The sequence below is a fragment of the Bacillus chungangensis genome, assembly GCF_030812995.1.
Taxonomy (GTDB): Bacteria; Bacillota; Bacilli; order Bacillales; family Bacillaceae_C; genus Bacillus_CF; species Bacillus_CF chungangensis.
In genome coordinates this window covers 1-19,007 of the sequence record NZ_JAUSTT010000031.1, presented here as the reverse complement: position 1 = coordinate 19,007, position 19,007 = coordinate 1, and the positions used below count along the sequence as shown (strand labels likewise).

Below are 19,007 nucleotides of genomic sequence, written 5' to 3'. Positions count from 1 at the left end.
AATGTACATTTTTTAGCATAAACCAAAATATAGATCAAGTTATACTAATCCTCATCCTTTACATCCGGGTCCTCTGGCAGCGGTTCATTTCTCCATTCTTCTAATTGTTTTCTCGCTTTTTCCAACTGTTCAAGATGCTGATTAAATTGCTCTTTATTTACCAAATACTGCTTGCCATCATGAACAGCTCTAATTCGATTAAGCTGAATCATTTTTTTAATGTACGATTCTGGCAGCGATAAATATTCTGCTATTTCTTCTATTGTCATATACATACTAAAAGTTCCTCCAAACGGCAGTCTGTTAGGATTTTTTTAATTTTGAAAAGCGAGCTGATATAAGCGTTTTTCGCTCCTCTACCTACTTACATCACACTTCTAAATCAGCTTCACACAAGTTCCTTCTACTTCGGCTTAGGGGGAATTTTTTCACCCAAACTTTTTATTGCTATTCATTCAAACTTTCCTTGAATAATAGTGAATCATTTCAGATAGAGCGTTCGTCCCTTTCAAGGTTTATTTTTTTCTGAAACCTTTGCAACGTCATCTTTATTTCTATTAAATCATCTATTACTGCATCCGCAGCTACGTCATTCCATTGGTCGTTTCTTTTCCAAATCGTTTTCATCCCAACATGATGTGCTGCTTTTATATCATTTTCGACATGATCACCAATAAAAATACTTTCCTGAGCCGGTACCCCTAGTTCGCATAATGCTTTCGTAAAAATAGTAGGATCTGGTTTTTTTACTCCAGCCCATTCGGAAATGACAATGATATGAAAAAACGTTTCGATATTGAGTGCTCTAATTGTCGCCATTTGAAAATCGCCTTTGCCATTCGTAACGATACCAAGGAAATAGCCTGCTTTTTTTAGTTCCTCTAACATCTCGGTTAAGTGAGGAAAGGCAGTGCAATGTTGATGAAAACTAGTTTGATAATCGTTAAAGAGCTGTTCCCATGCAACTCCACTAATTGAAAACTCCTTGACAAGCTGTTGATACACTTGATCTTTCCACACGTACCCATGGCACTCAAATGTAATGAAACGAATCATAAAGGCTTGTTTTGATACATGTGGAAAAAAACTCGATAAGCGCTTATACTGATCATCGATAAATGAGCGGATTGATGTTTCCCGATCTAACAAAGTTCCGTCTAAATCAAAAAGAACAGCTTTCATTATCTATCAATCTCCCATTAATCGGATTCCCACCCCCAACTCGAATTGGTTTAACGAGTGGTACAAAATGAGGGGCAACCATCCCTCATATACATATTTTACACGAAATGGCACGCCACAAAGTGGTTATTCCTAACATTTCTAAATGTAGGTACGACTCTGGAGCATTTTTCCACTGTAAGGGGGAAGCGTTTATGAAATTTACATCCAGATGGCGGGTTAGCTGGGTTTGGAATATCTCCTTTTAGCAGGATGCGCTCTCTTTTGATTGTCGGGTTTGGAATCGCAATCGGAATTAAAATATCAGTCAGCGCTCCTTTTGTGCTAATATAATGGACAACAAGCTTTTTGCCATCCTTCTCATGGATACCGTCATCCCTACTTTCCAACCAGCTTTATCAAGCAATTCTTTTGCTTTTTATGGATGATACTCAAATTGATTCACGTCATCTGTATATACCCATGGTGATGGCGATACAACCACATTCGCCAATTGCGCATACCGTGAGAGAATACAATGAACGAATCATTCAATTGGGGAAAACTTACCGCAACATGTTTGAAACCTTGTAATTGTAAGACTACTGAAAGGAAGATGACAGCACAGAGAAAGAATAGACTTATAACATGAACTAGAGTGGATAACTTTACATGTCATAAGGAGGATATTTGTTACATGGAGAGGATTACCAATAAAGCCAGTAAATTAAAAAAGATTCGTATAAAAATAAACCCTTTATCAGCTGGATGGAAGGGAGCAACCATTGTACTTACTGCAGTAGCCTTTATCCTCGTTATCTTGCAGGCCAATTATATGTTGGGGGCTCGAGGATTTATCGATTTTTCAGTGGGTACCATTGTAGCAATCGCTGCCGCTGCACTTATCGGCGGAGTAATTACAATCATTTTTCATTTAATAAAGAAAGTCCCAAGCCGGTTTCTATGGCTTGTTTTCAGTTCGTTTATATTGCTTTTTATCTGTTTTATGGTACCAATGACCGTTACGATCTTTATTATCCTCGCGATCATCACGGTTTTTTCTATTTGGGGCGCCGTCATCTATCAAATGACAACTGGGAGCTATAAAAATGCGAATAAGTCGAAAAAGATTACAATGATTGTCTTATCCGCAACGACAACGGCAGCTATCGGAATAGGGAGCTACTGGATGATTCGAGACGGTGATGCACCAATTCAAGGCGCAACGCTGAAAGAACTTAAAAATTCAGAGCGCTATACAGACAGTCAACTTCAAAACCCGGCTGAACAGGGGCACTATAAAGTGAAAACATTAACATATGGAAGTGAAGACAGCTACCGGCCGGAGTTTAATCAGAGCGATTCTCTCACGACAAGTACAGTAGATGGATCAGCTTATGTAGAGAAATGGTCATCTTTGCGAACAAAAACGATAGGTTTAGGACCGAATGAAATGCCTTTAAATGGACTGATCTGGTACCCCGAAGGTGAAGGCCCATTTCCTTTAGTAGTTGCTGCTCATGGAAATCATCTCATGACTGATTATTCGGATCCAGGCTATGATTATCTTGGCAAGCTTCTAGCAAGTCGCGGCTATATCTTTGTTTCTATTGATGAGAACTTTCTGAACATTTCTCCATATGATGATATGTTTATAGTAAGTGCATTGGAGAAAGAGAATCCTGCAAGAGGGTTGTTAATGCTAGAACATCTCAAAACTTGGAAAGAGTGGAATAACAACAAGAACACGCCATTCTATCAAAAGGTAGATATGGATCAAATCGCCCTAATTGGCCATTCCAGAGGAGCGGAAGCAATTGCAATTGCCGCAGCTTATAACCAACTGAATGCACATCCCGATAATGGCAATATCAAATTCGACTACAATTTTCAAATTCGTTCTATCATCGCAATTGCTGGTACAGATCGACAATACGACCCTTCTGGCAAACCGATGCCTATACAACATGTTAATTATTTAACTTTGCACGGAGCACAAGATATGGACGTTAATAGCTTCCGCGGCTCGAGCCAATACCAGCGCTTAAGCTTTACCCCTGATGAAGATTTAATGAAAGCTTCCGTTTATATTTATGGAGCCAATCATGGACAGTTCAATCGTACTTGGGGTCGCGGCGATGGCGTAGGTTTGGGAAACAAACTATTTAATTTGAAGCAATTAATGTCGCGAGAAGAACAAGAAATGATCGCAAAAGTATTTATTTCTTCTTTTTTAGATGCGACATTGAAAGATAAAAAAGAGTACAGAGAAGTGTTCGGAGATATCGGCTTCGCAAAAGAATGGCTTCCAGATACGATGTATATTAGCAACTATTTTGATTCACACTCTACTATCATTGCTTCCTTCGATGAAGATATCGATCTACAAAGCACGACAATGCCTGGAGGCAAGCTGATAGGAGAAAATTTACAAGAGTGGAAAGAAGAAAGGGTAAAAAAGAAATTTGGGGAAGATTTATTCAGTGCTGTACGTTTAGGATGGGATCAAAGTAAACATGCAAGTGCTGCTTCCTATACGGTCATCCTTCCTAATGAAGGTTTAGAAATACAGAATGATAGTTCATTCGTCTTTTCGATGGCAGATGGCGATGAAAAACGAAACATTTCATATTCAGAAGGTTTGATTGATTTAACAATACAAGTAGAAGACAAAGACGGGAACCAAGCAAGTCTTCCGTTGAGCCACATTTCCGAATTAGTGCCGATGATCGAAGGGAGATTGCTGAAAAAGCCTTTTTCAACTCTTGGGAAAATAAAGGAACCAATATTTCAAAATTATCGTTTTCAGTTTAACGATTTTAAACAAGCAAATGAGCAATTTAATCCACTATTAGTAAGCAAGGTCAGTTTTGTATTCGATAAAACGAAGAAAGGTACTGTACTGATCACTGACATCGGAATTAGAAAATAACTGTCGCTCATACATCCAACTAAAAAGGCTGCTAACCTTATCATAGGTTGGCAGCCTTTATCATTTGTGATTAGTCTGAAGTGTTCAATTTGACGTAGCTAGGATGTTTAAATACATTTGATTCTGTGCTTTTCCACGATCATTTGCGAAAAAAATGTTGTTCCTTCATTCATTACATCGAATATAGATGCGCATATAGAAATGCGATATTAACCATCATAAAGTGAAACTTCCATGAGTGGGGGTTTTCTCCCATCCCCCACTGATAAGTAGTAGAACAAAGGCTAAGATCGCAACGTCCTGTTGCAACGCCTTTGTAACCGACATCCTGTCGGCCCCAACCAATCGGACATTTGACTTTCAGTTATCCTCCACCTAGCGCTTCTGGTTCCTCTTACTCTTGAGGTGGAGGTCTTACTGCCAGTTAGATGTGGGATAAAAAATAATAAAAATGATTAATCTGAAAAGAAAGGTTCCCTTCGGAAATCAGCTATTATCTGGTTTCTTCTCTTTTTATTCCAATGATTATAATTGCTTGCTAAATACAATTGGCTGAACACTCGGTTCTAATGGCAGCTGCACTCCCACAATTTTCCCCTGCTCATCTACAGTAAATGTGAACGGAAGTCCTACCTCTTCAGCAAGAAACTGAAGGGAATTTAATCCAGTGAGGTCCGATATCAACGTTCGAAAATCAAAGACTAGCTTGCCATCAAGCTGTTTAATAGTGATGTCTCCATAGGCAGGATGATTGTAAAGACCGGTATAGCTATCAAACGGCAGTAAATCCTTTTGTGCGTTTGGAACGTCTACACGATCAGCTGCAGGATTCATTGCAGCAATCATTTCATAGATTTTCTTTTCATGCTGCTGAAACTTGCTTGTCCAATCAACCGCCTCCATTGCAAGCAATTGATCATAAAGCGTATAAGCGAGGCTATCTGGCAAGAACGACATATTTTGATTTGCTAATACAACAATGCCCACATCTTCCGCTGGCATAAAAGAAACATGAGCGGTAAATCCATCTATTCTTCCGGAATGATGAACAAGGTTATGACCACGATAACAATCTATAAACCATCCAAGTCCATATGCTGTATGAGGCATTTCAGGAAATTCCGGCAGTGCCCCTCCTTGCTTCACTATAACTTGCGGTATATATAGTTCCTGCATGACATCTTCGTCAATATGTCTTTGTCCTTTCACGACTCCTCTATTAAGCTGAAAAGAAACCCATGCCGCTAGTTGGTCAACACTGCTATTTATTGCCCCGGCTGCTCCCGGTTGATCGGCTGTAAATGGAAGTTCAACAATGCCATTCTCTGTCATCACATAAGGCTTAGAAAAATTTGAACCCGCAGTAGTCTGTTCGATAGAAAAGTTGCTATTCCTCATATTTAATGGTGTAAAAATGCGTTCTCTTACCCATTCTTCATAGGCAATTCCTGTGAGGCACTCAATCAAGTAGCCTGCTTCCGCATACATCAGGCTGGAATATTGAAAAGCATGGCGGAATGACAAATTGGGCTCTAAATATGGAAGGGCGTCAACCCACTGCTGAGCCGATAACATTGGCTTGTGGCACATGAAGTTATGGTCTGGCATTCCGGAACGATGGCAAGCGATATCTCGAAAGGTCAGCATTTCCGTAGCTGCAGCATCATACATGCGAAAGTTCGGCAAATATTCCTTTATTGGTGTATCCCATTGTATTTTCCCTTCTTGTACAAGCATGGCAAGAATCATGGTAGTAAAAGGTTTGGTGGACGAACCAATCCCAAATAATGTTTCCGAATCTACTGGCAATTGCTTATGAACATCTCTGTATCCAAATCCGGAGCAGTACAAGACCTCTTCCTTATGTATAACGGCTACAGCTGCCCCAGGAACACTCCACTCATCCATCTTTTTTTCGATTTGAGCCTCAATCCCTGTCAAACGTTTTAAAGCTACTGACTCTTTCATATTCTTCACTCCTCGTATGATATATTTAAGAACTAAATTCATATGTCTTTCTTTTTTACTACACCATGCAAAAATACAGAGACCGCTTTATGATGCAAAGCTTTAAGTTCATCAAATTCCATACTATTGTATAAGGAGCCAAGCCCTGCAATAAGTGCAAATAAAATAAAGGTTAATTGCTCCTCGTCATGTTTTTCAATTTCCCCATGAGCAATGCCTTCCCTCAAAATCCTTTGAAAAATATCACGCTGCTTATTCAACGCCTCTACCACTTTTTTCAATACGATAGGATCAGCTGTTTGACTGCCGCCAAACTCCTCGGCCGCTTTAATAAGTGGATTTTTCAAATCCTCTAAACTATGATCTGCCAAACCATATAACTTCTCTGAAAAATGCTTGTATGTCTGTTCTTTTTCAGTCCATTGCTCAATCCATTCGTTCACTTGTTCATTGATTAAATAAAGGAACAATCCCTCTTTGCTTTTAAAATGATGATATAAATTTCCCTTGCTGCTTTGAGATGCAGAGACAATGTCTTCAATTGAAGTAGCTAGATAACCTTTTTGCGAAAACAGTTCTTTAGCAACTGCCGCAATACGCTTTTTGTTTTCCGATGCGTCTCGTTGATTTGTTTTCTTAATGATAGCTTCCTCCTTCACTTTAAACAGACCGACCGTTCGGTCTATTTAAATTTAACACACTCAATATGGAAGTGCAACCACTTTGTTGCTTACCTTTGTCTTACAATCGCTTGAACGTGCACGAAATTCATTTGTACAGTGTTTCGTTCCAAGGAAGAAGTCTCCATATCAATTCATTTTTCCAATCATTACTATTAATTAGTTCGAAATAAATATCGAGGTAATCATTACAAAGAGTTCTAAATATATTGGATCTTATCTCATTTCATACCTTCCCTTTTGCCAGTTAGATGTGGGATAAAAGCAATCTCTCATGATAGATTACGGCAATAATAATAAGGCCTCTTCATATCGAAAGTAAAAGTATATTTAACACTCATTAATAGAACAATAGTAGAGCTACCTATAAAAACGATCATCATGATGAGTGCAATAAATCTGTCTCCACATATCTTGTGTTGTGATGTTGCCATTCACAGAGTATTTAAAAGGAGTTGATTTCCATGAAAGTGTTTAATCAAAAAATTACGACGTTTTTCATGTTCGAAGGACAGGCCGAAGAAGCAATGAATTTTTATATTTCTTTATTTGACGAATCTGAAATTATCAATATTCAACGTTATGGAGCGAATGAAGCTGGCGCTGAAGGAAGTGTCATGCATGCTATATTTTCACTGCATGGTCAAATCTTTATGTGCATTGACAGCAGCATTAAGCATGAATTTACATTTACACCATCAATCTCTTTATATGTAACGTGCGACACTGTTGAAGAAATTGACCGTGTTTTTGAACAACTCTCTCAAGATGGTTCTGTTTTAATGCCGTTAGCCGCTTACCCATTTAGTGAAAAGTTTGGTTGGGTTGCAGATAAATACGGAGTCACATGGCAACTAAACCTTACAAAAAACTAGTGTTAAGCTAGCTCCATTAGGTAGCTGTCATGAATATTGAATAAAACAAACGATGTTGCCAACGAATTGTCATTCCGTTGGCTTTTTTTATAGTTTGTATTTCGTCGTTTTTCTAACTGTTGAAATTTTACAACTTTTCATATGTATGATTTATCCTAAAACAATATACAGACAAGGATTTCTCGATTTTTGTTAGAAATGGAATATTTGCAGACCGCAGGGGCATTAAAGTAGACTATTGGCCATTTTGCAGGTGGATTTATTATTTATAAACTCGGTGAAAGACGCACACCTGTACTATTCTCACTATTTGCATTCGTTTCATTAATTGTCGGCCGTATGTTCATGACTGAATTCAGTTACTTAATGATGTTGTTCGGCCTTGCTATGTCTGTCTTATTTCCAACTGAACAAGGGATTGCAGCAAAACTCACGAAATAGGCCGGTTCTTTACAAGGTGTTATTTACGTCGCATCAGGATTGGGTGGAGCAGTTGTCGGTATTCTCATTGGACAAGTTTCCGCAGCCTTTGGGATTCAACAAGGATTCAATCTGCTTATTGTCTTTACAGCACTCATCAGTGTGTTAGCGTTTTTAATCCGAACACCAGAACAAGCTAACTAAGGATGTGATGCCCACCTAAAAAACTGATTCACATGAATCTTTTTAGGTGGGCAGCTTATTCTCCCACTATATCTTTTTTAAAATATCATATAACGCATTATTAAATGCTTCTTTCTGATCAAGCATCGTAGCATGCCCCGCATCTGGTATTGAATAAAATAGCTTCTGCGGTGCTGTTATTTTTGGAAAAAATTCTTTTGCCAGTGAATAGGGTGTTTGCCAATCTTTTTCACCTTGTATATAAAAGACAGGTAGTTCATATGTGGTGCCCAAAGATAGCAGATCAAACGTTTCAACTAAATATTTCCAAATATGACGTTGTCCATCGTTAACTGCCCCCGCTTTGAAAAAGCAGCTCACATCTTTAAAAGTATAAAATGGGGAACAAAAAACATTTATGATAAGTTCTAATGTAGGACCGGTCGCTAACTTATATTTGCTTTGCAGCTTTCGAACCTTCATCAGTTTCTTTAGCATATCATCATTAAATTCAGGAGGAGGATATGGTTTTAAGCGTAGCAGAGCTTGATAATCTTTGTTATTCCCTGCTTCTTTCACCAATTCCAGTGCTTTTTCATAACCAACACGCTCATTATCCATTATATTCACAACCTGCCCAACACCGATATAGCATTGTACAAGTTCCGGATATTTTTTCGCAAATAGGCTGCCTAACACCGAACCCCATGAATGTCCCAAAATGATGATTTTCTTTTTGTTATATTTAGCTTTCAAATATTCCACAACTTCATAAGTATCCTGAATGACTTGGTCAACGGTCGTTGTTGGGGTAACTTGTTGTGGATCATTTTTCAAAAATGTTTTACCGCTGTTCCTTTGCTCCCAATGCACGACTGTCACATGTTTCTCCCATGGAATCTGAAATGCTTGAGCAAACGGCAGCATAGGAGATCCTGGGCCGCCGTGTAGAAACAACAGCACAGGATTATCCATATCCTCGCCTCGATGATGAAGATATTGTGAGATGCCGCCAATATGTACAAATTCTCTACAATCAATGCCTTTGTCCATTGACGTCATTCGAATCTTATTTGACAGCTTCTTTTTCTTGTATTGTACAGAAAGTACGAGGAAAACGATTAACAGTAACATTCCACCTAGCATCATTAATAGAATCGTCATTTGTACCTCCAAATATCGGTAAAACAGAGGCAGCTGTCATCTGAATCAATTATATGTATGGAAGTATTTATCTTTAAACATCTCCACATTGCTCTTTACCTCCTGCCATGTAATCGGCAATAGAATGGACGAGAATATCTAAAGCCTTCTTTCTTCCCTGCTCCTCTAAAGGCGCATCAACCGAACCAATAAAATGAAGAGCATTCATTAAATAGGAAAGCACGTCAAAATCACACTCAGATTTATCAATACCGCAAAGCGACAGCGTCTTACTAAAATAGTCTTTTGATTTTGCTGCTTCCCAGTCCCCTGCTTCAGCAGGAAGTTTACGAAGCAAATACTCAATATCCGATGGTGAAACATAAAAAACAATACTGTCCTCTGCTAAATAGATTTCCTTTAATGCCTTTATCAACTTTTCCTTTACTTCTATGTTTTCGGACATGATCGCTTCTACTCTCTCAAACATGTTACTCTCACATTTTTTTATAATCTGATAGAGAAGCTCTTCTTTACAACGATAGTAAGAGTAAAAGGAACCTTTACCAATCTGGACAGCATTTGTGATATCCTCGACAGTAACCCTTTTTAGCCCTTTTTTACGAATCAGCTCCGTTCCTTTTACATACATCGCTTTTCTTACCATCTCTCTTTCGTGATCACTAACAATCTTAGGCATTTTCTTTCTCCTTTTTTATTGACCAAAAAAACATTTTATAGTCATTATAAATATATTAATCTTTTTTAAATATTTGTCAAAACAATTCTTCTGATTGATTCAGACTTGGACTAAAAAGGAATAAAGCGACAATCTGAAACACGAAATCATGTTCAGACTGTCGCTTATATGTTACTGTTTTTCTTGTTTATCAAGCGGAGCAATAATATCGCCTATTGGTTTCTGCATCCCGTCTTCAACATGTATGCCTCCTTCTGGCATCGAAGGGCCATCGATGTCGCGGAAGTAGAGAGGCAGTCCTTCCGAAAGAAACATACTCGTCTTTGAGGGATCTTGACGTTGATGATGAATATGAATGTGAGGCTCGCTCGTACTGCCTGAGTTCCCTGCTTGGCCAATAGGCGCTCCCTCTTCCACATGCTGTCCTTCTTTCACCAATATTGAACCTTGCTTTAAATGAGCAATGACAAGATAGGTACCTGTGTCATCCATCCGTAGATAAACATGGTTGCCTGCTAATGATTCAAAATCATCTGTTCCTGGCTCCATATCTGCTTCACCATCATATGCAGAAACAACTGTGCCTGAAGCGGGAGCGACTACTTCAACCCCATATATGCCATAATCCTCTAATCGGGTGCTTTTCGTTGCAGCTGGCGGCACTAATAAATCATATGCCCAACGTTGATTTGGAGCCATTGCATGATAGTTTGTTTCTACTCGATTGCCTCCCCAGCCCACTAATGCTGGTTGATTGATCGGCAAACGGATCGCAGCTGCCGGCGTGGTAGTTTGTATATCTGCAGGATATGCCATCTGCCAAATTCCAAAAAACCATCCAAACGGCCAAGCTGCAAGCAGCGCAAAAATGAGAAGTAAAAAAAGGGATGTCTTTATTTTACGATGACGACTAAAATGAACGAGAATGCATACAGTTGTCGCCACGAACGTCACCATACCGATGAAACTAAAACCCTGAATCACCCACCAACTAATGACTCCTATTACACCGCCAAAGAGATAAACGGCTCCCCAGCAAACGATCACTACAATAAAATGCAGCGCTAATGCGATCGATTTTATTGGCAGCTTCTGAAGCATGTCCGTCCCTCCTTTAGATAGTTTTCGATTACTATACTAAAGAGGAGAACTTACTATATAGAAAAGAAAAACTTACAACTTTCTTACAAAAAGGAAGGCTATTTTTCTATATTTTTCACGGCAGGCAGCGCAATGAGAAAAACTGTTTCTTTATCATCACTTTCGACTGTTATCGTTCCTTTATGCAGTTCGGCAATACTTTTTGCAATCGCGAGCCCCATTCCTTTTCCTCCTGTATGCTCATTTCTTGATTTTTCACCCCGATAGAATCGTTCAAATAAATATGGGATATCCTCTTTAGCAATCTGATTGCCATTATTTTTTATTTCTATCATTGCTTTCGAATCCTTTAATCGAATGTGAATCATTAATTTCTTTCCTGCTTTCCCATAAAAAATACTATTGCTTATCATATTTTGCAAAAGTCTTTTCATTAAACTTACATCTACATCTATAGATACTTCCGATTCACATTCAATCTCAAAACGCATTCCCGCCTCTTCTAATTGGGGAATAAAATCAATCATGAGTTGTTGAATCAATGCTTTTACACCTACTACTTCTGTATAAATAGTGAGGCTTTTATCTTTTACGATGCAATACTCGATCAAGTCATTTATTTGGGTCTTCAGCTGTTCGCATTTTCTCTGGGAAATATCTACATACTTTTCACATGCCTCTAAATCTTCATGCATATGTGCTTTTATTAGGTCAATATATCCCATTAATGATGTTAACGGTGTTCGCAAATCATGGGAAATATTGCTGATCATCTCATCCTTTATCTGCTTTGCTTCGTGTTCTCTTTCCATTGATGATTGAAGGTTTTTTGCCATCAAATTAATATTAGCTGTTAACTGGCCAATTTCATCATGAACATCTACTGGAATATAAGTCTGCAAATTTCCTTCCTTTATTTTATCTACACCTTTGCTAATCGTTTCTATTCTCGTAATCGTATTTTTTGAAAACAAATAGAAAAAGATAGTTGTGAGGATTAGAAAGACAGCCAAATATATAACGGAATATGATTCTTCTAACTGCGCAGCATCGCCAAATTGTTTTGCAGCAAAAAGTTGAAAGAAAATAATCCCGAAAACAGCTAAAGCAACACTGGTAATGCATATCGTTAATAACTTAAATCTAATGCCATAGAAGAAATTAAATTTCAATTTTATACCCTACTCCCCATACATTTTTAACTATGTTTGCGTTTCTCGGATCGTCTTCTATTTTTTGTCTTAATCTAGCGATATGAACCATTACAGTATTGTTGATATCAAAGGATTTTTCCTTCCACACAGTTTCAAAAATTTCTTCTAACGTATAAACTCTATTTGGATGTTTAGCCAATAGCAGCAGAATGTCGTACTCTGTTTTTGTCAATTTTACAGGCTTGCCATACAAGACAACATTTCTTGATGTTTGATCTATTTGCAACCCATTTACCGATATCATCTTTTCATCCTTAACAGAAACATGATGATTTAAATAGTTATATCTTCTTAGCTGAGCCTTCACTCTTGCTGTAAACTCCAAAGGACTAAATGGTTTGACCATATAATCATCGGCCCCTGTGCTCAGTCCAACTACTTTATCTACCTCCGTTGCTTTCGCACTTAATATCATGATCGGAATGTTATTTTTTTCTCTTATTCTTCGACAAACCTCAATTCCATCAAGCTGTGGCATCATAATATCAAGAATGACTAAATCCACATTATGTGCATCGAGCAGTGTTAAAGCTTCGTTCCCATGATAAGCCTTTAGTACTTTATATCCTTCATCACTTAAAAAAACTTCTATGAAGTCAACAATGTCTTTATCATCATCCACTAATAAAATCATTTCCTGTTTCATAAATGTACCTCTTTTCTAAGAAGTGAACTGCATTTGCAAAAGTATTGCTTAGAACATCGATCGTCTTTTTTACTTGTATTTTATTATACAATGACCTTCCTAAAGCAGAAAACATCCTAAAAGACTGTATTCTGTGTCATCCTAAAAAATGAGGGTGGGAAAGAAGCTCACTTATCACCTCTCTCTATTAGTGATCTTGAATTTCTTAGAGCAAACGAAAAACGCCATTGGTTTCACAAATCGAACAGTGCTAAACTATACACATAAACAAGTTTTGCTAAGGAGATGAAAGAACGTTGAAAGAAGAGATTATTACAAGATTTACCTCTTATGCCAAGGTTGACACGCAGTCCAACGAGGATAGCAATACTTGTCCGTCAACAGCAGGGCAATGGACACTTGCCAACGTGCTAGTAGAAGAATTAAAGGAAATCGGCATGGAAGAAGTATCAATTGATGAAAACGGCTACGTCATGGCCACTCTTCCAGCTAATACAAACAAGCAAGTTCCAACAATTGGGTTTTTGGCTCATATGGATACAGCAACTGATTTTACTGGCACAAATGTGAAGCCGCAAATTGTTGACAATTATGACGGAAAAGAAATTGTATTAAACGAAGCGTTGCAAGTTGTACTCTCTCCAAAGGACTTCCCGGAGCTTGGCCAATATAAAGGCCATACATTGATCACAACGGACGGTACAACTCTTCTTGGTGCTGACAACAAAGCAGGAATAGCTGAAATCATGACTGCTATGACATATTTAATCAAACACCCAGAGGTAAAACACGGTAAAATTAGGGTTGCTTTCACTCCTGATGAAGAGATTGGAAGAGGACCTCATCGATTCGATGTCGCTCAATTTAATGCCAAGTATGCCTATACAGTCGACGGCGGACCTCTTGGTGAATTAGAGTATGAAAGCTTCAACGCAGCTTCCGCCAAAATAACAATTAAGGGAAACAACGTTCATCCAGGAACCGCAAAAGGAAAAATGATCAATTCTGCGAAAATTGCGATGGAATTACATAGCAAACTCCCAGTAGAAGAAGCGCCAGAATATACAGAAGGCTATGAAGGGTTCTACCACCTCATTTCTATACAAGGCGATGTGGAAAAAACAAAGTTGTACTACATTATTCGCGACTTTGACCGCGATCTATTTCATGCGAAAAAAACGAACTTGGAAAACATTGTCGCTGAACTACAAGAGAAATACGGAAAAGATCAAATTATTCTAGATATGAACGACCAATATTACAACATGAGAGAAAAAATCGAACCGGTGAAAGAAATTGTCGATATTGCTTACGATGCGATGAAAAATTTAAACATTGAACCGAAAATCTCACCAATTCGCGGCGGCACAGACGGCTCCCAACTTTCCTTTATGGGACTGCCGACTCCGAATATTTTCACTGGTGGAGAAAACTTCCATAGTAAATTCGAATATATCTCTGTCAATAATATGATCAAAGCGACAAACGTTATTATTGAAATCATCAAGCTTTTTGAAGAAAGAGCAAAAGGGTAAACTACTCCCATTCACGCTTCGTTAAAGCGGGACTTTCCTAGAAACAGAACATGCTCTACAATCAGCGATGTCTTTCTTGTAGATTTTGGTTTAGGCTGTTGTTTTTCGTTCAACTGCTCGCCAATGACGTAAAAAGTGCTCGTATTGTTCATTCAGTGAAGCGACAGTCTCCCACTGAATGAACGTTTTTACTTGATAGGATCATGATAAGTGCTACGCTGTTCCTACTAGAAAACCAGCATGTCCCCCAATCGATAGAAGAAAGTGTACTGCTATGATAATTGCACCAAACAATTTTAGCTTGCCAATCGCTAATATCTTCAGTTCTTCTTCCTCTAGATCATCATTGGCATAGTAGTCTTTGTTTATAAATGCAAGTCAAATCAAAGGCCACTATTAGGCTCAAGTTTTCCACTCCATGAGAATGCTTCTATTTTATGGCCTTCTGGCCACGGGTTTCCATGAAAATAAATACGATTTCCCAAAATTTTCACTCCTTAACCTATTTTATTTTGCCACATACTAAGAACGAACGTTCTATATTTTAGATAAATTCGCTGTTATTATAAAGAATCCGCTTCCATCGCGAATACTAGGCGGGAGAAGCAAAATAGTTATCATTAAATGCCCTTCTCATGTATAATTTATTTCGAGTACCGAAGAAAGGAAGACTTGCATGAATGTTAAAGCAAATGTTAAGCCATCAACAGCACCGAAACAAGATAAAATTTGGACAAGAGATTTTATTCTTATCTGTTTAGCTAACTTTTTTATTTTCCTCGGTTTTCAAATGACATTGCCGACCATTCCTTTATTTGTTGAACATTTAGGGGGAAGCAACCAATTTATCGGCATTATCACGGGTATTTTCACCTTTTCTGCTTTGCTTTTCCGTCCTTATGCTGGACATGCGTTGGAATCGAAGGGCAGACGCTTCGTTTATATGATCGGTCTTGCTATTTTCGTCGTTTCCGTCGGTTCTTTTGCATTTATTTATAGTCTCGCTTTTTTAGTGATAATGCGGATTATTCAAGGAATTGGCTGGGGCTTTTCCACCACAGCTACAGGAACAATTGCAACCGACCTCATTCCACAAAGCAGGCGTGGGGAAGGGATGGGCTATTTCGGATTGTCCGGGAACTTAGCACTGGCATTAGGCCCTTCATTAGGATTAACCTTAACAAAACATTTAACCTTTACGCAGCTGTTCCTTATATGCGGCGCTCTTGGAATCATTGCACTCGCGTTGTCAACAACCGTTAAATACAAAAAAGTTGAACAGCCTCAGCAGCAGCGTATGCACATAAAACACGATATCTATGAAAAAAGCGCCTTGCAGCCTTCGTTTCTATTATTCTTTATCACTATCACCTTTGGCGGCATCGCATCTTTTCTGCCTCTGTATACGACGGAAAAAGGAATTAGCGGAATCGAATGGTATTTCATGATCTACGCTTTATTTTTATTAATTTCCCGCACATTTTCTGGACGATTATACGATCGGAAAGGTCATATCGTCGTCTTTCTTCCAGGAACATCGTTTATTTTTACAGCGATGCTTTTACTATCTTGGCTGCCAAACACCTCTACACTCTTTACGGCAGCAGCATTATACGGAATGGGCTTTGGCATGATCCAGCCAGCACTCCAAGCATGGGCAGTAGAAAAAGCACCAGCTAATCGGAAAGGAATGGCAACCGCAACATTCTTCTCCTTTTTCGATTTAGGTGTTGGAGTCGGCGCCATGGCGTTTGGCCAAATCGCTCACCTCTTTAGCTACGGCAGCATCTACATCACATCTGCCGGATCAATTATTTTATCGATGATGTTGTATATTTTCTTTCTTCTAAAAGACCGGAAAAATGTTAAACAAATGAGAAGCGTTTAGAAAAAAGCGAATCGATTGCTAGTTTCCAAGAAACGACGATAAAGGAAATTCTCAAAGGGCTATAGAAGATCTCAAGCTAAGAACACAGAAATTGTGTTACAGTGCTTGAGTGACTTTTTGTCCTTGAAAACCAACTAGCAGAGGAAAACGTTATCGTTTTTTTGATTATCGTCATTTATATCCTTTCAAGATCGCCTATTACTTTAAAAGACAAGAAAATACGTTAAAACAAATCAATAATAAATGAGACATCCTCATTGACAAGAAAATAGACAATTCAAAGAAAGCGGAGTAGAACGAAAATGAGTTCATGTCCTATGATGCCCCCTTCTTCTATGCAAAAGAATGTATTTTTTTGTAGACATCCCTTCTTACTAAAAAGATCTAAGTAATAATATAATATGATAAGTTTGTCCTAGATCGAATTCCAGAATTCATACATACAAACGGGAATAAATCTAAAACGAGAATCCTTTCTGATAAATAGGCAGCATAAGAGCTTTCCGATGTGATAGAAATAATTTACGCCCTTGCTCATGATCACCGCACTTCTCTACCGAAATGGAAACAATTCGTATCAAAGAAGACAGAGAACGAGGAGAATTTGAGAAGCGAATATTATGATAGATGTAGAAAACGAATGAATATATGAGAGGTGGAAAAATGGAAGAACAATTATCAAAGTATTTACATGTCATTGCTGCTTATAGCCCAAGCGCGATGACAAGAAAAAACAAGTTTACGTTTTTAAGTAAGAAAACAGGGATTCCACAAGCTTATCTTTGGGATGGCAATACAGCAAAAATACAACCTTTCGGAGAGTTTAACGATCGGGTAATGTCTGTTTATCATTCGCCAACTGGAGACAAGACAGTTGTAGGAATAGATCATAACGGAAATGAAAAACAGCAATTCTATCTTGTAAGTCAAAACGGAAAAAAAAAGGAACCATTGATTATTTCTCCTGAGCATTTTCATCATTTCGGCGGCTGGTCAACAGATGAACATCACATTGTGTTTTCGAGCAACCGCAGGAATAGCGGCTATTTTGATCTGTTTGTATTAAATATGCAAACAAGACAAGAACAAATGGTGTTTGAATACGATGGCAATTGTGTTCCTATCTGTTGGTTAAAAGACAGCAAGAAGATTGTCATCCGCATTCAAGAAACAAACATCGATCATTCCTTATATATTTTAGATATCGAAACAAAGGAACTCGTTAAAATAGGCCCGAAAGATGTTACTGCGAGATTTACATCTCTTGTTCTATCAGAGGATGGACAGACAGCATTTGTGTTATCTGATTTTGAAAATGATACATTAACAATCTACCATTTTTCGCTTGAGCAGCCAGAAAAGCTTTATAAAGTAATCGAGCCATGCATGTGGGATATCGAAGAATTGGCATTATCTCCAGATGAAGCCTTTCTTTTATATACAATAAATGAAGGTGGAACATCGAAACTGCATATATTTGAATTTTCTACAAATAAGATCACCCACCTTTCTAATGTACGCAGCGGAGTAATCGATTCACTTTCTTGGCTGGATCAAAGTCATTTCGTGTTCGCACTTAAAAGTCCGATTATGCCTGGTGATATCTGGATGTACGATCTCCGTCATAAGGAAGGAAAAAGAATCACACATGATGGCGCTTCTCCTGATATTGAACACCTTTGGGTGGAACCGGAGCTATGTACGTTTACATCGTTTGATGGTCTCAAAGTTCCATATTTTTATTATTCGAAAGAAAAGATTCCAAAAGCAGCAGTTGTCTACGTTCATGGAGGGCCAGAACATCAAATTAGAGCAGAATTCCATCCCGTTATTCAATACTTAGTATCGAAAGGATTTGCCGTGGCTGCTCCAAATGTGAGAGGAAGCATGGGCTACGGCAGAAAATATGTACAATTAGACGATAGAAGAAAAAGAATGGACGCGGTCGCCGACCTTGCAAATCTAGCCGAAGCGCTTGCAACAACAAAGCAGATTAAACCAAATAAAATTGGCATTATGGGAAGAAGTTACGGCGGCTTCATGGTGCTTGCTTCCTTAACGCATTATCCAACATATTGGGCGGCAGGCATTGATATTGTCGGAATCTCTCATTTTAAGACCTTTTTAGAAAATACCGGCCCTTGGCGAAGACGGCTGCGTGAATATGAATACGGTTTTCTTGAAGAGGACGCTGATTTTTTTGAAGAGATTGCACCTTTGAACCATCTAGAACATATCAAGGCTCCTTTACTCGTTTTTCATGGACGAAATGATACGAGGGTTCCTGTTAGTGAAGCAGAGCAATTGACTAATAAAATGTTTGAAATGGGAAAAGAAGTGGAGTTGGTCATTTTTGAAAACGAAGGGCACCAAACGGAAAAAATAGAAAATCATCTGACAATGAACAGAAAGATTGTTGCGTTTTTTAACTGGATTTCCGAAAAGAATTCTCCCACTTCTAAATGAGAAGGGCATAGCCCAATGAAAGTGGGAGATGAATTTTCGGTTGGCGTAAGCCAAAAGATTGTTCTATGATTAGTCTATACAATATGGAGTTTGAT

The 19,007-nt window shown here is 38.4% G+C and carries 15 protein-coding genes and 1 pseudogene; 6 read left to right on the top strand and 10 right to left on the bottom strand.

The annotated features are described in order from the left end of the window. Positions 1-44 precede the first annotated feature (44 nt). The 3 genes and pseudogenes from J2S08_RS19280 to J2S08_RS19270 all read right to left on the bottom strand — a co-directional run. Positions 45-275 carry a helix-turn-helix domain-containing protein gene (locus J2S08_RS19280; RefSeq protein ID WP_307232471.1) on the bottom strand — a complete coding sequence of 77 codons (231 nt, stop codon included), beginning with the start codon at positions 273-275 and terminating at the stop codon, positions 45-47. 211 nt (positions 276-486) lie between these two features. Then, complete coding sequence (locus J2S08_RS19275; RefSeq protein ID WP_307232469.1) at positions 487-1,182, bottom strand: HAD family hydrolase; 696 nt, start codon at positions 1,180-1,182, stop codon at positions 487-489. Positions 1,183-1,280: 98 nt separating this feature from the next. Continuing rightward, positions 1,281-1,484, bottom strand: a pseudogene (locus tag J2S08_RS19270) (oligopeptide/dipeptide ABC transporter ATP-binding protein); the annotation flags it as partial. A gap of 374 nt (positions 1,485-1,858) precedes the next feature. On the opposite strand from J2S08_RS19270, the gene J2S08_RS19260 reads away from it, so the two are divergent. Next, a complete protein-coding gene (locus J2S08_RS19260; protein WP_307232467.1) occupies positions 1,859-4,093 on the top strand; it encodes an alpha/beta hydrolase in 2,235 nt (744 codons plus the stop codon). 525 nt (positions 4,094-4,618) lie between these two features. On the opposite strand, the gene J2S08_RS19255 is transcribed toward J2S08_RS19260, so the two are convergent. Both J2S08_RS19255 and J2S08_RS19250 read right to left on the bottom strand, forming a co-directional pair. Further along, positions 4,619-6,061, bottom strand: a complete 1,443-nt coding sequence (locus J2S08_RS19255) for a serine hydrolase (protein WP_307232464.1) — start codon at positions 6,059-6,061, stop codon at positions 4,619-4,621. A 38-nt stretch (positions 6,062-6,099) separates the two neighbouring features. Beyond that, a complete protein-coding gene (locus J2S08_RS19250) occupies positions 6,100-6,720 on the bottom strand; it encodes a TetR/AcrR family transcriptional regulator (RefSeq protein WP_307232462.1) in 621 nt (206 codons plus the stop codon). Positions 6,721-7,205: 485 nt separating this feature from the next. Here J2S08_RS19250 and J2S08_RS19245 point away from each other — a divergent pair, with 485 nt between their 5' ends. Then, positions 7,206-7,616, top strand: a complete 411-nt coding sequence (locus tag J2S08_RS19245; protein WP_307232460.1) for a VOC family protein — start codon at positions 7,206-7,208, stop codon at positions 7,614-7,616. Between the two features lie 480 nt (positions 7,617-8,096). Beyond that, on the top strand, positions 8,097-8,240 hold the full coding sequence (locus J2S08_RS19240) for a hypothetical protein (protein ID WP_307232458.1): 144 nt from the start codon (positions 8,097-8,099) through the stop codon (positions 8,238-8,240). A 66-nt stretch (positions 8,241-8,306) separates the two neighbouring features. Here J2S08_RS19240 and J2S08_RS19235 read toward each other — a convergent pair whose 3' ends face one another. From J2S08_RS19235 to J2S08_RS19215, 5 genes are all read right to left on the bottom strand, one after another. Continuing rightward, entirely contained in the window at positions 8,307-9,383 is a 1,077-nt protein-coding gene (locus J2S08_RS19235) for an alpha/beta fold hydrolase (RefSeq protein ID WP_307232456.1), read from the bottom strand. A gap of 73 nt (positions 9,384-9,456) precedes the next feature. Beyond that, positions 9,457-10,062 carry a TetR/AcrR family transcriptional regulator gene (locus tag J2S08_RS19230; RefSeq protein WP_307232454.1) on the bottom strand — a complete coding sequence of 202 codons (606 nt, stop codon included), beginning with the start codon at positions 10,060-10,062 and terminating at the stop codon, positions 9,457-9,459. 171 nt (positions 10,063-10,233) lie between these two features. After that, on the bottom strand, positions 10,234-11,163 hold the full coding sequence (locus J2S08_RS19225; protein ID WP_307232452.1) for a M23 family metallopeptidase: 930 nt from the start codon (positions 11,161-11,163) through the stop codon (positions 10,234-10,236). A gap of 98 nt (positions 11,164-11,261) precedes the next feature. Continuing rightward, the gene (locus J2S08_RS19220; protein WP_307232450.1) at positions 11,262-12,335 is read right to left on the bottom strand and encodes a sensor histidine kinase; all 1,074 of its coding nucleotides are present in this window, start codon (positions 12,333-12,335) and stop codon (positions 11,262-11,264) included. Next, on the bottom strand, positions 12,325-13,023 hold the full coding sequence (locus tag J2S08_RS19215) for a response regulator transcription factor (protein ID WP_307232447.1): 699 nt from the start codon (positions 13,021-13,023) through the stop codon (positions 12,325-12,327). Before J2S08_RS19215 ends, J2S08_RS19220 begins: the two co-directional genes overlap by 11 nt. 296 nt (positions 13,024-13,319) lie before the next feature. Between J2S08_RS19215 and pepT the strand changes: the two genes are divergently transcribed. From pepT to J2S08_RS19200, 3 genes are all read left to right on the top strand, one after another. Then, positions 13,320-14,558, top strand: coding sequence for a peptidase T (pepT, locus tag J2S08_RS19210; RefSeq protein WP_307232446.1), 1,239 nt, complete (start codon positions 13,320-13,322; stop codon positions 14,556-14,558). Between the two features lie 676 nt (positions 14,559-15,234). Beyond that, entirely contained in the window at positions 15,235-16,446 is a 1,212-nt protein-coding gene (locus tag J2S08_RS19205) for an MFS transporter (protein ID WP_307232444.1), read from the top strand. A gap of 663 nt (positions 16,447-17,109) precedes the next feature. Beyond that, on the top strand, positions 17,110-18,912 hold the full coding sequence (locus tag J2S08_RS19200) for a S9 family peptidase (protein WP_307232442.1): 1,803 nt from the start codon (positions 17,110-17,112) through the stop codon (positions 18,910-18,912). Positions 18,913-19,007 lie beyond the last annotated feature (95 nt).

Bases quoted from the DNA above. Each gene is read 5' to 3' on its own strand.
- J2S08_RS19255 (WP_307232464.1), bottom strand. From the start codon at position 6,061: ATGAAAGAGTCAGTAGCTTTAAAACGTTTGACAGGGATTGAGGCTCAA.
- J2S08_RS19260 (WP_307232467.1), top strand. From the start codon at position 1,859: ATGGAGAGGATTACCAATAAAGCCAGTAAATTAAAAAAGATTCGTATA.
- J2S08_RS19275 (WP_307232469.1), bottom strand. From the start codon at position 1,182: ATGAAAGCTGTTCTTTTTGATTTAGACGGAACTTTGTTAGATCGGGAA.
- J2S08_RS19235 (WP_307232456.1), bottom strand. From the start codon at position 9,383: ATGACGATTCTATTAATGATGCTAGGTGGAATGTTACTGTTAATCGTT.
- J2S08_RS19205 (WP_307232444.1), top strand. From the start codon at position 15,235: ATGAATGTTAAAGCAAATGTTAAGCCATCAACAGCACCGAAACAAGAT.
- J2S08_RS19215 (WP_307232447.1), bottom strand. From the start codon at position 13,023: ATGAAACAGGAAATGATTTTATTAGTGGATGATGATAAAGACATTGTT.
- J2S08_RS19230 (WP_307232454.1), bottom strand. From the start codon at position 10,062: ATGCCTAAGATTGTTAGTGATCACGAAAGAGAGATGGTAAGAAAAGCG.
- J2S08_RS19280 (WP_307232471.1), bottom strand. From the start codon at position 275: ATGTATATGACAATAGAAGAAATAGCAGAATATTTATCGCTGCCAGAA.
- J2S08_RS19245 (WP_307232460.1), top strand. From the start codon at position 7,206: ATGAAAGTGTTTAATCAAAAAATTACGACGTTTTTCATGTTCGAAGGA.
- J2S08_RS19200 (WP_307232442.1), top strand. From the start codon at position 17,110: ATGGAAGAACAATTATCAAAGTATTTACATGTCATTGCTGCTTATAGC.
- J2S08_RS19225 (WP_307232452.1), bottom strand. From the start codon at position 11,163: ATGCTTCAGAAGCTGCCAATAAAATCGATCGCATTAGCGCTGCATTTT.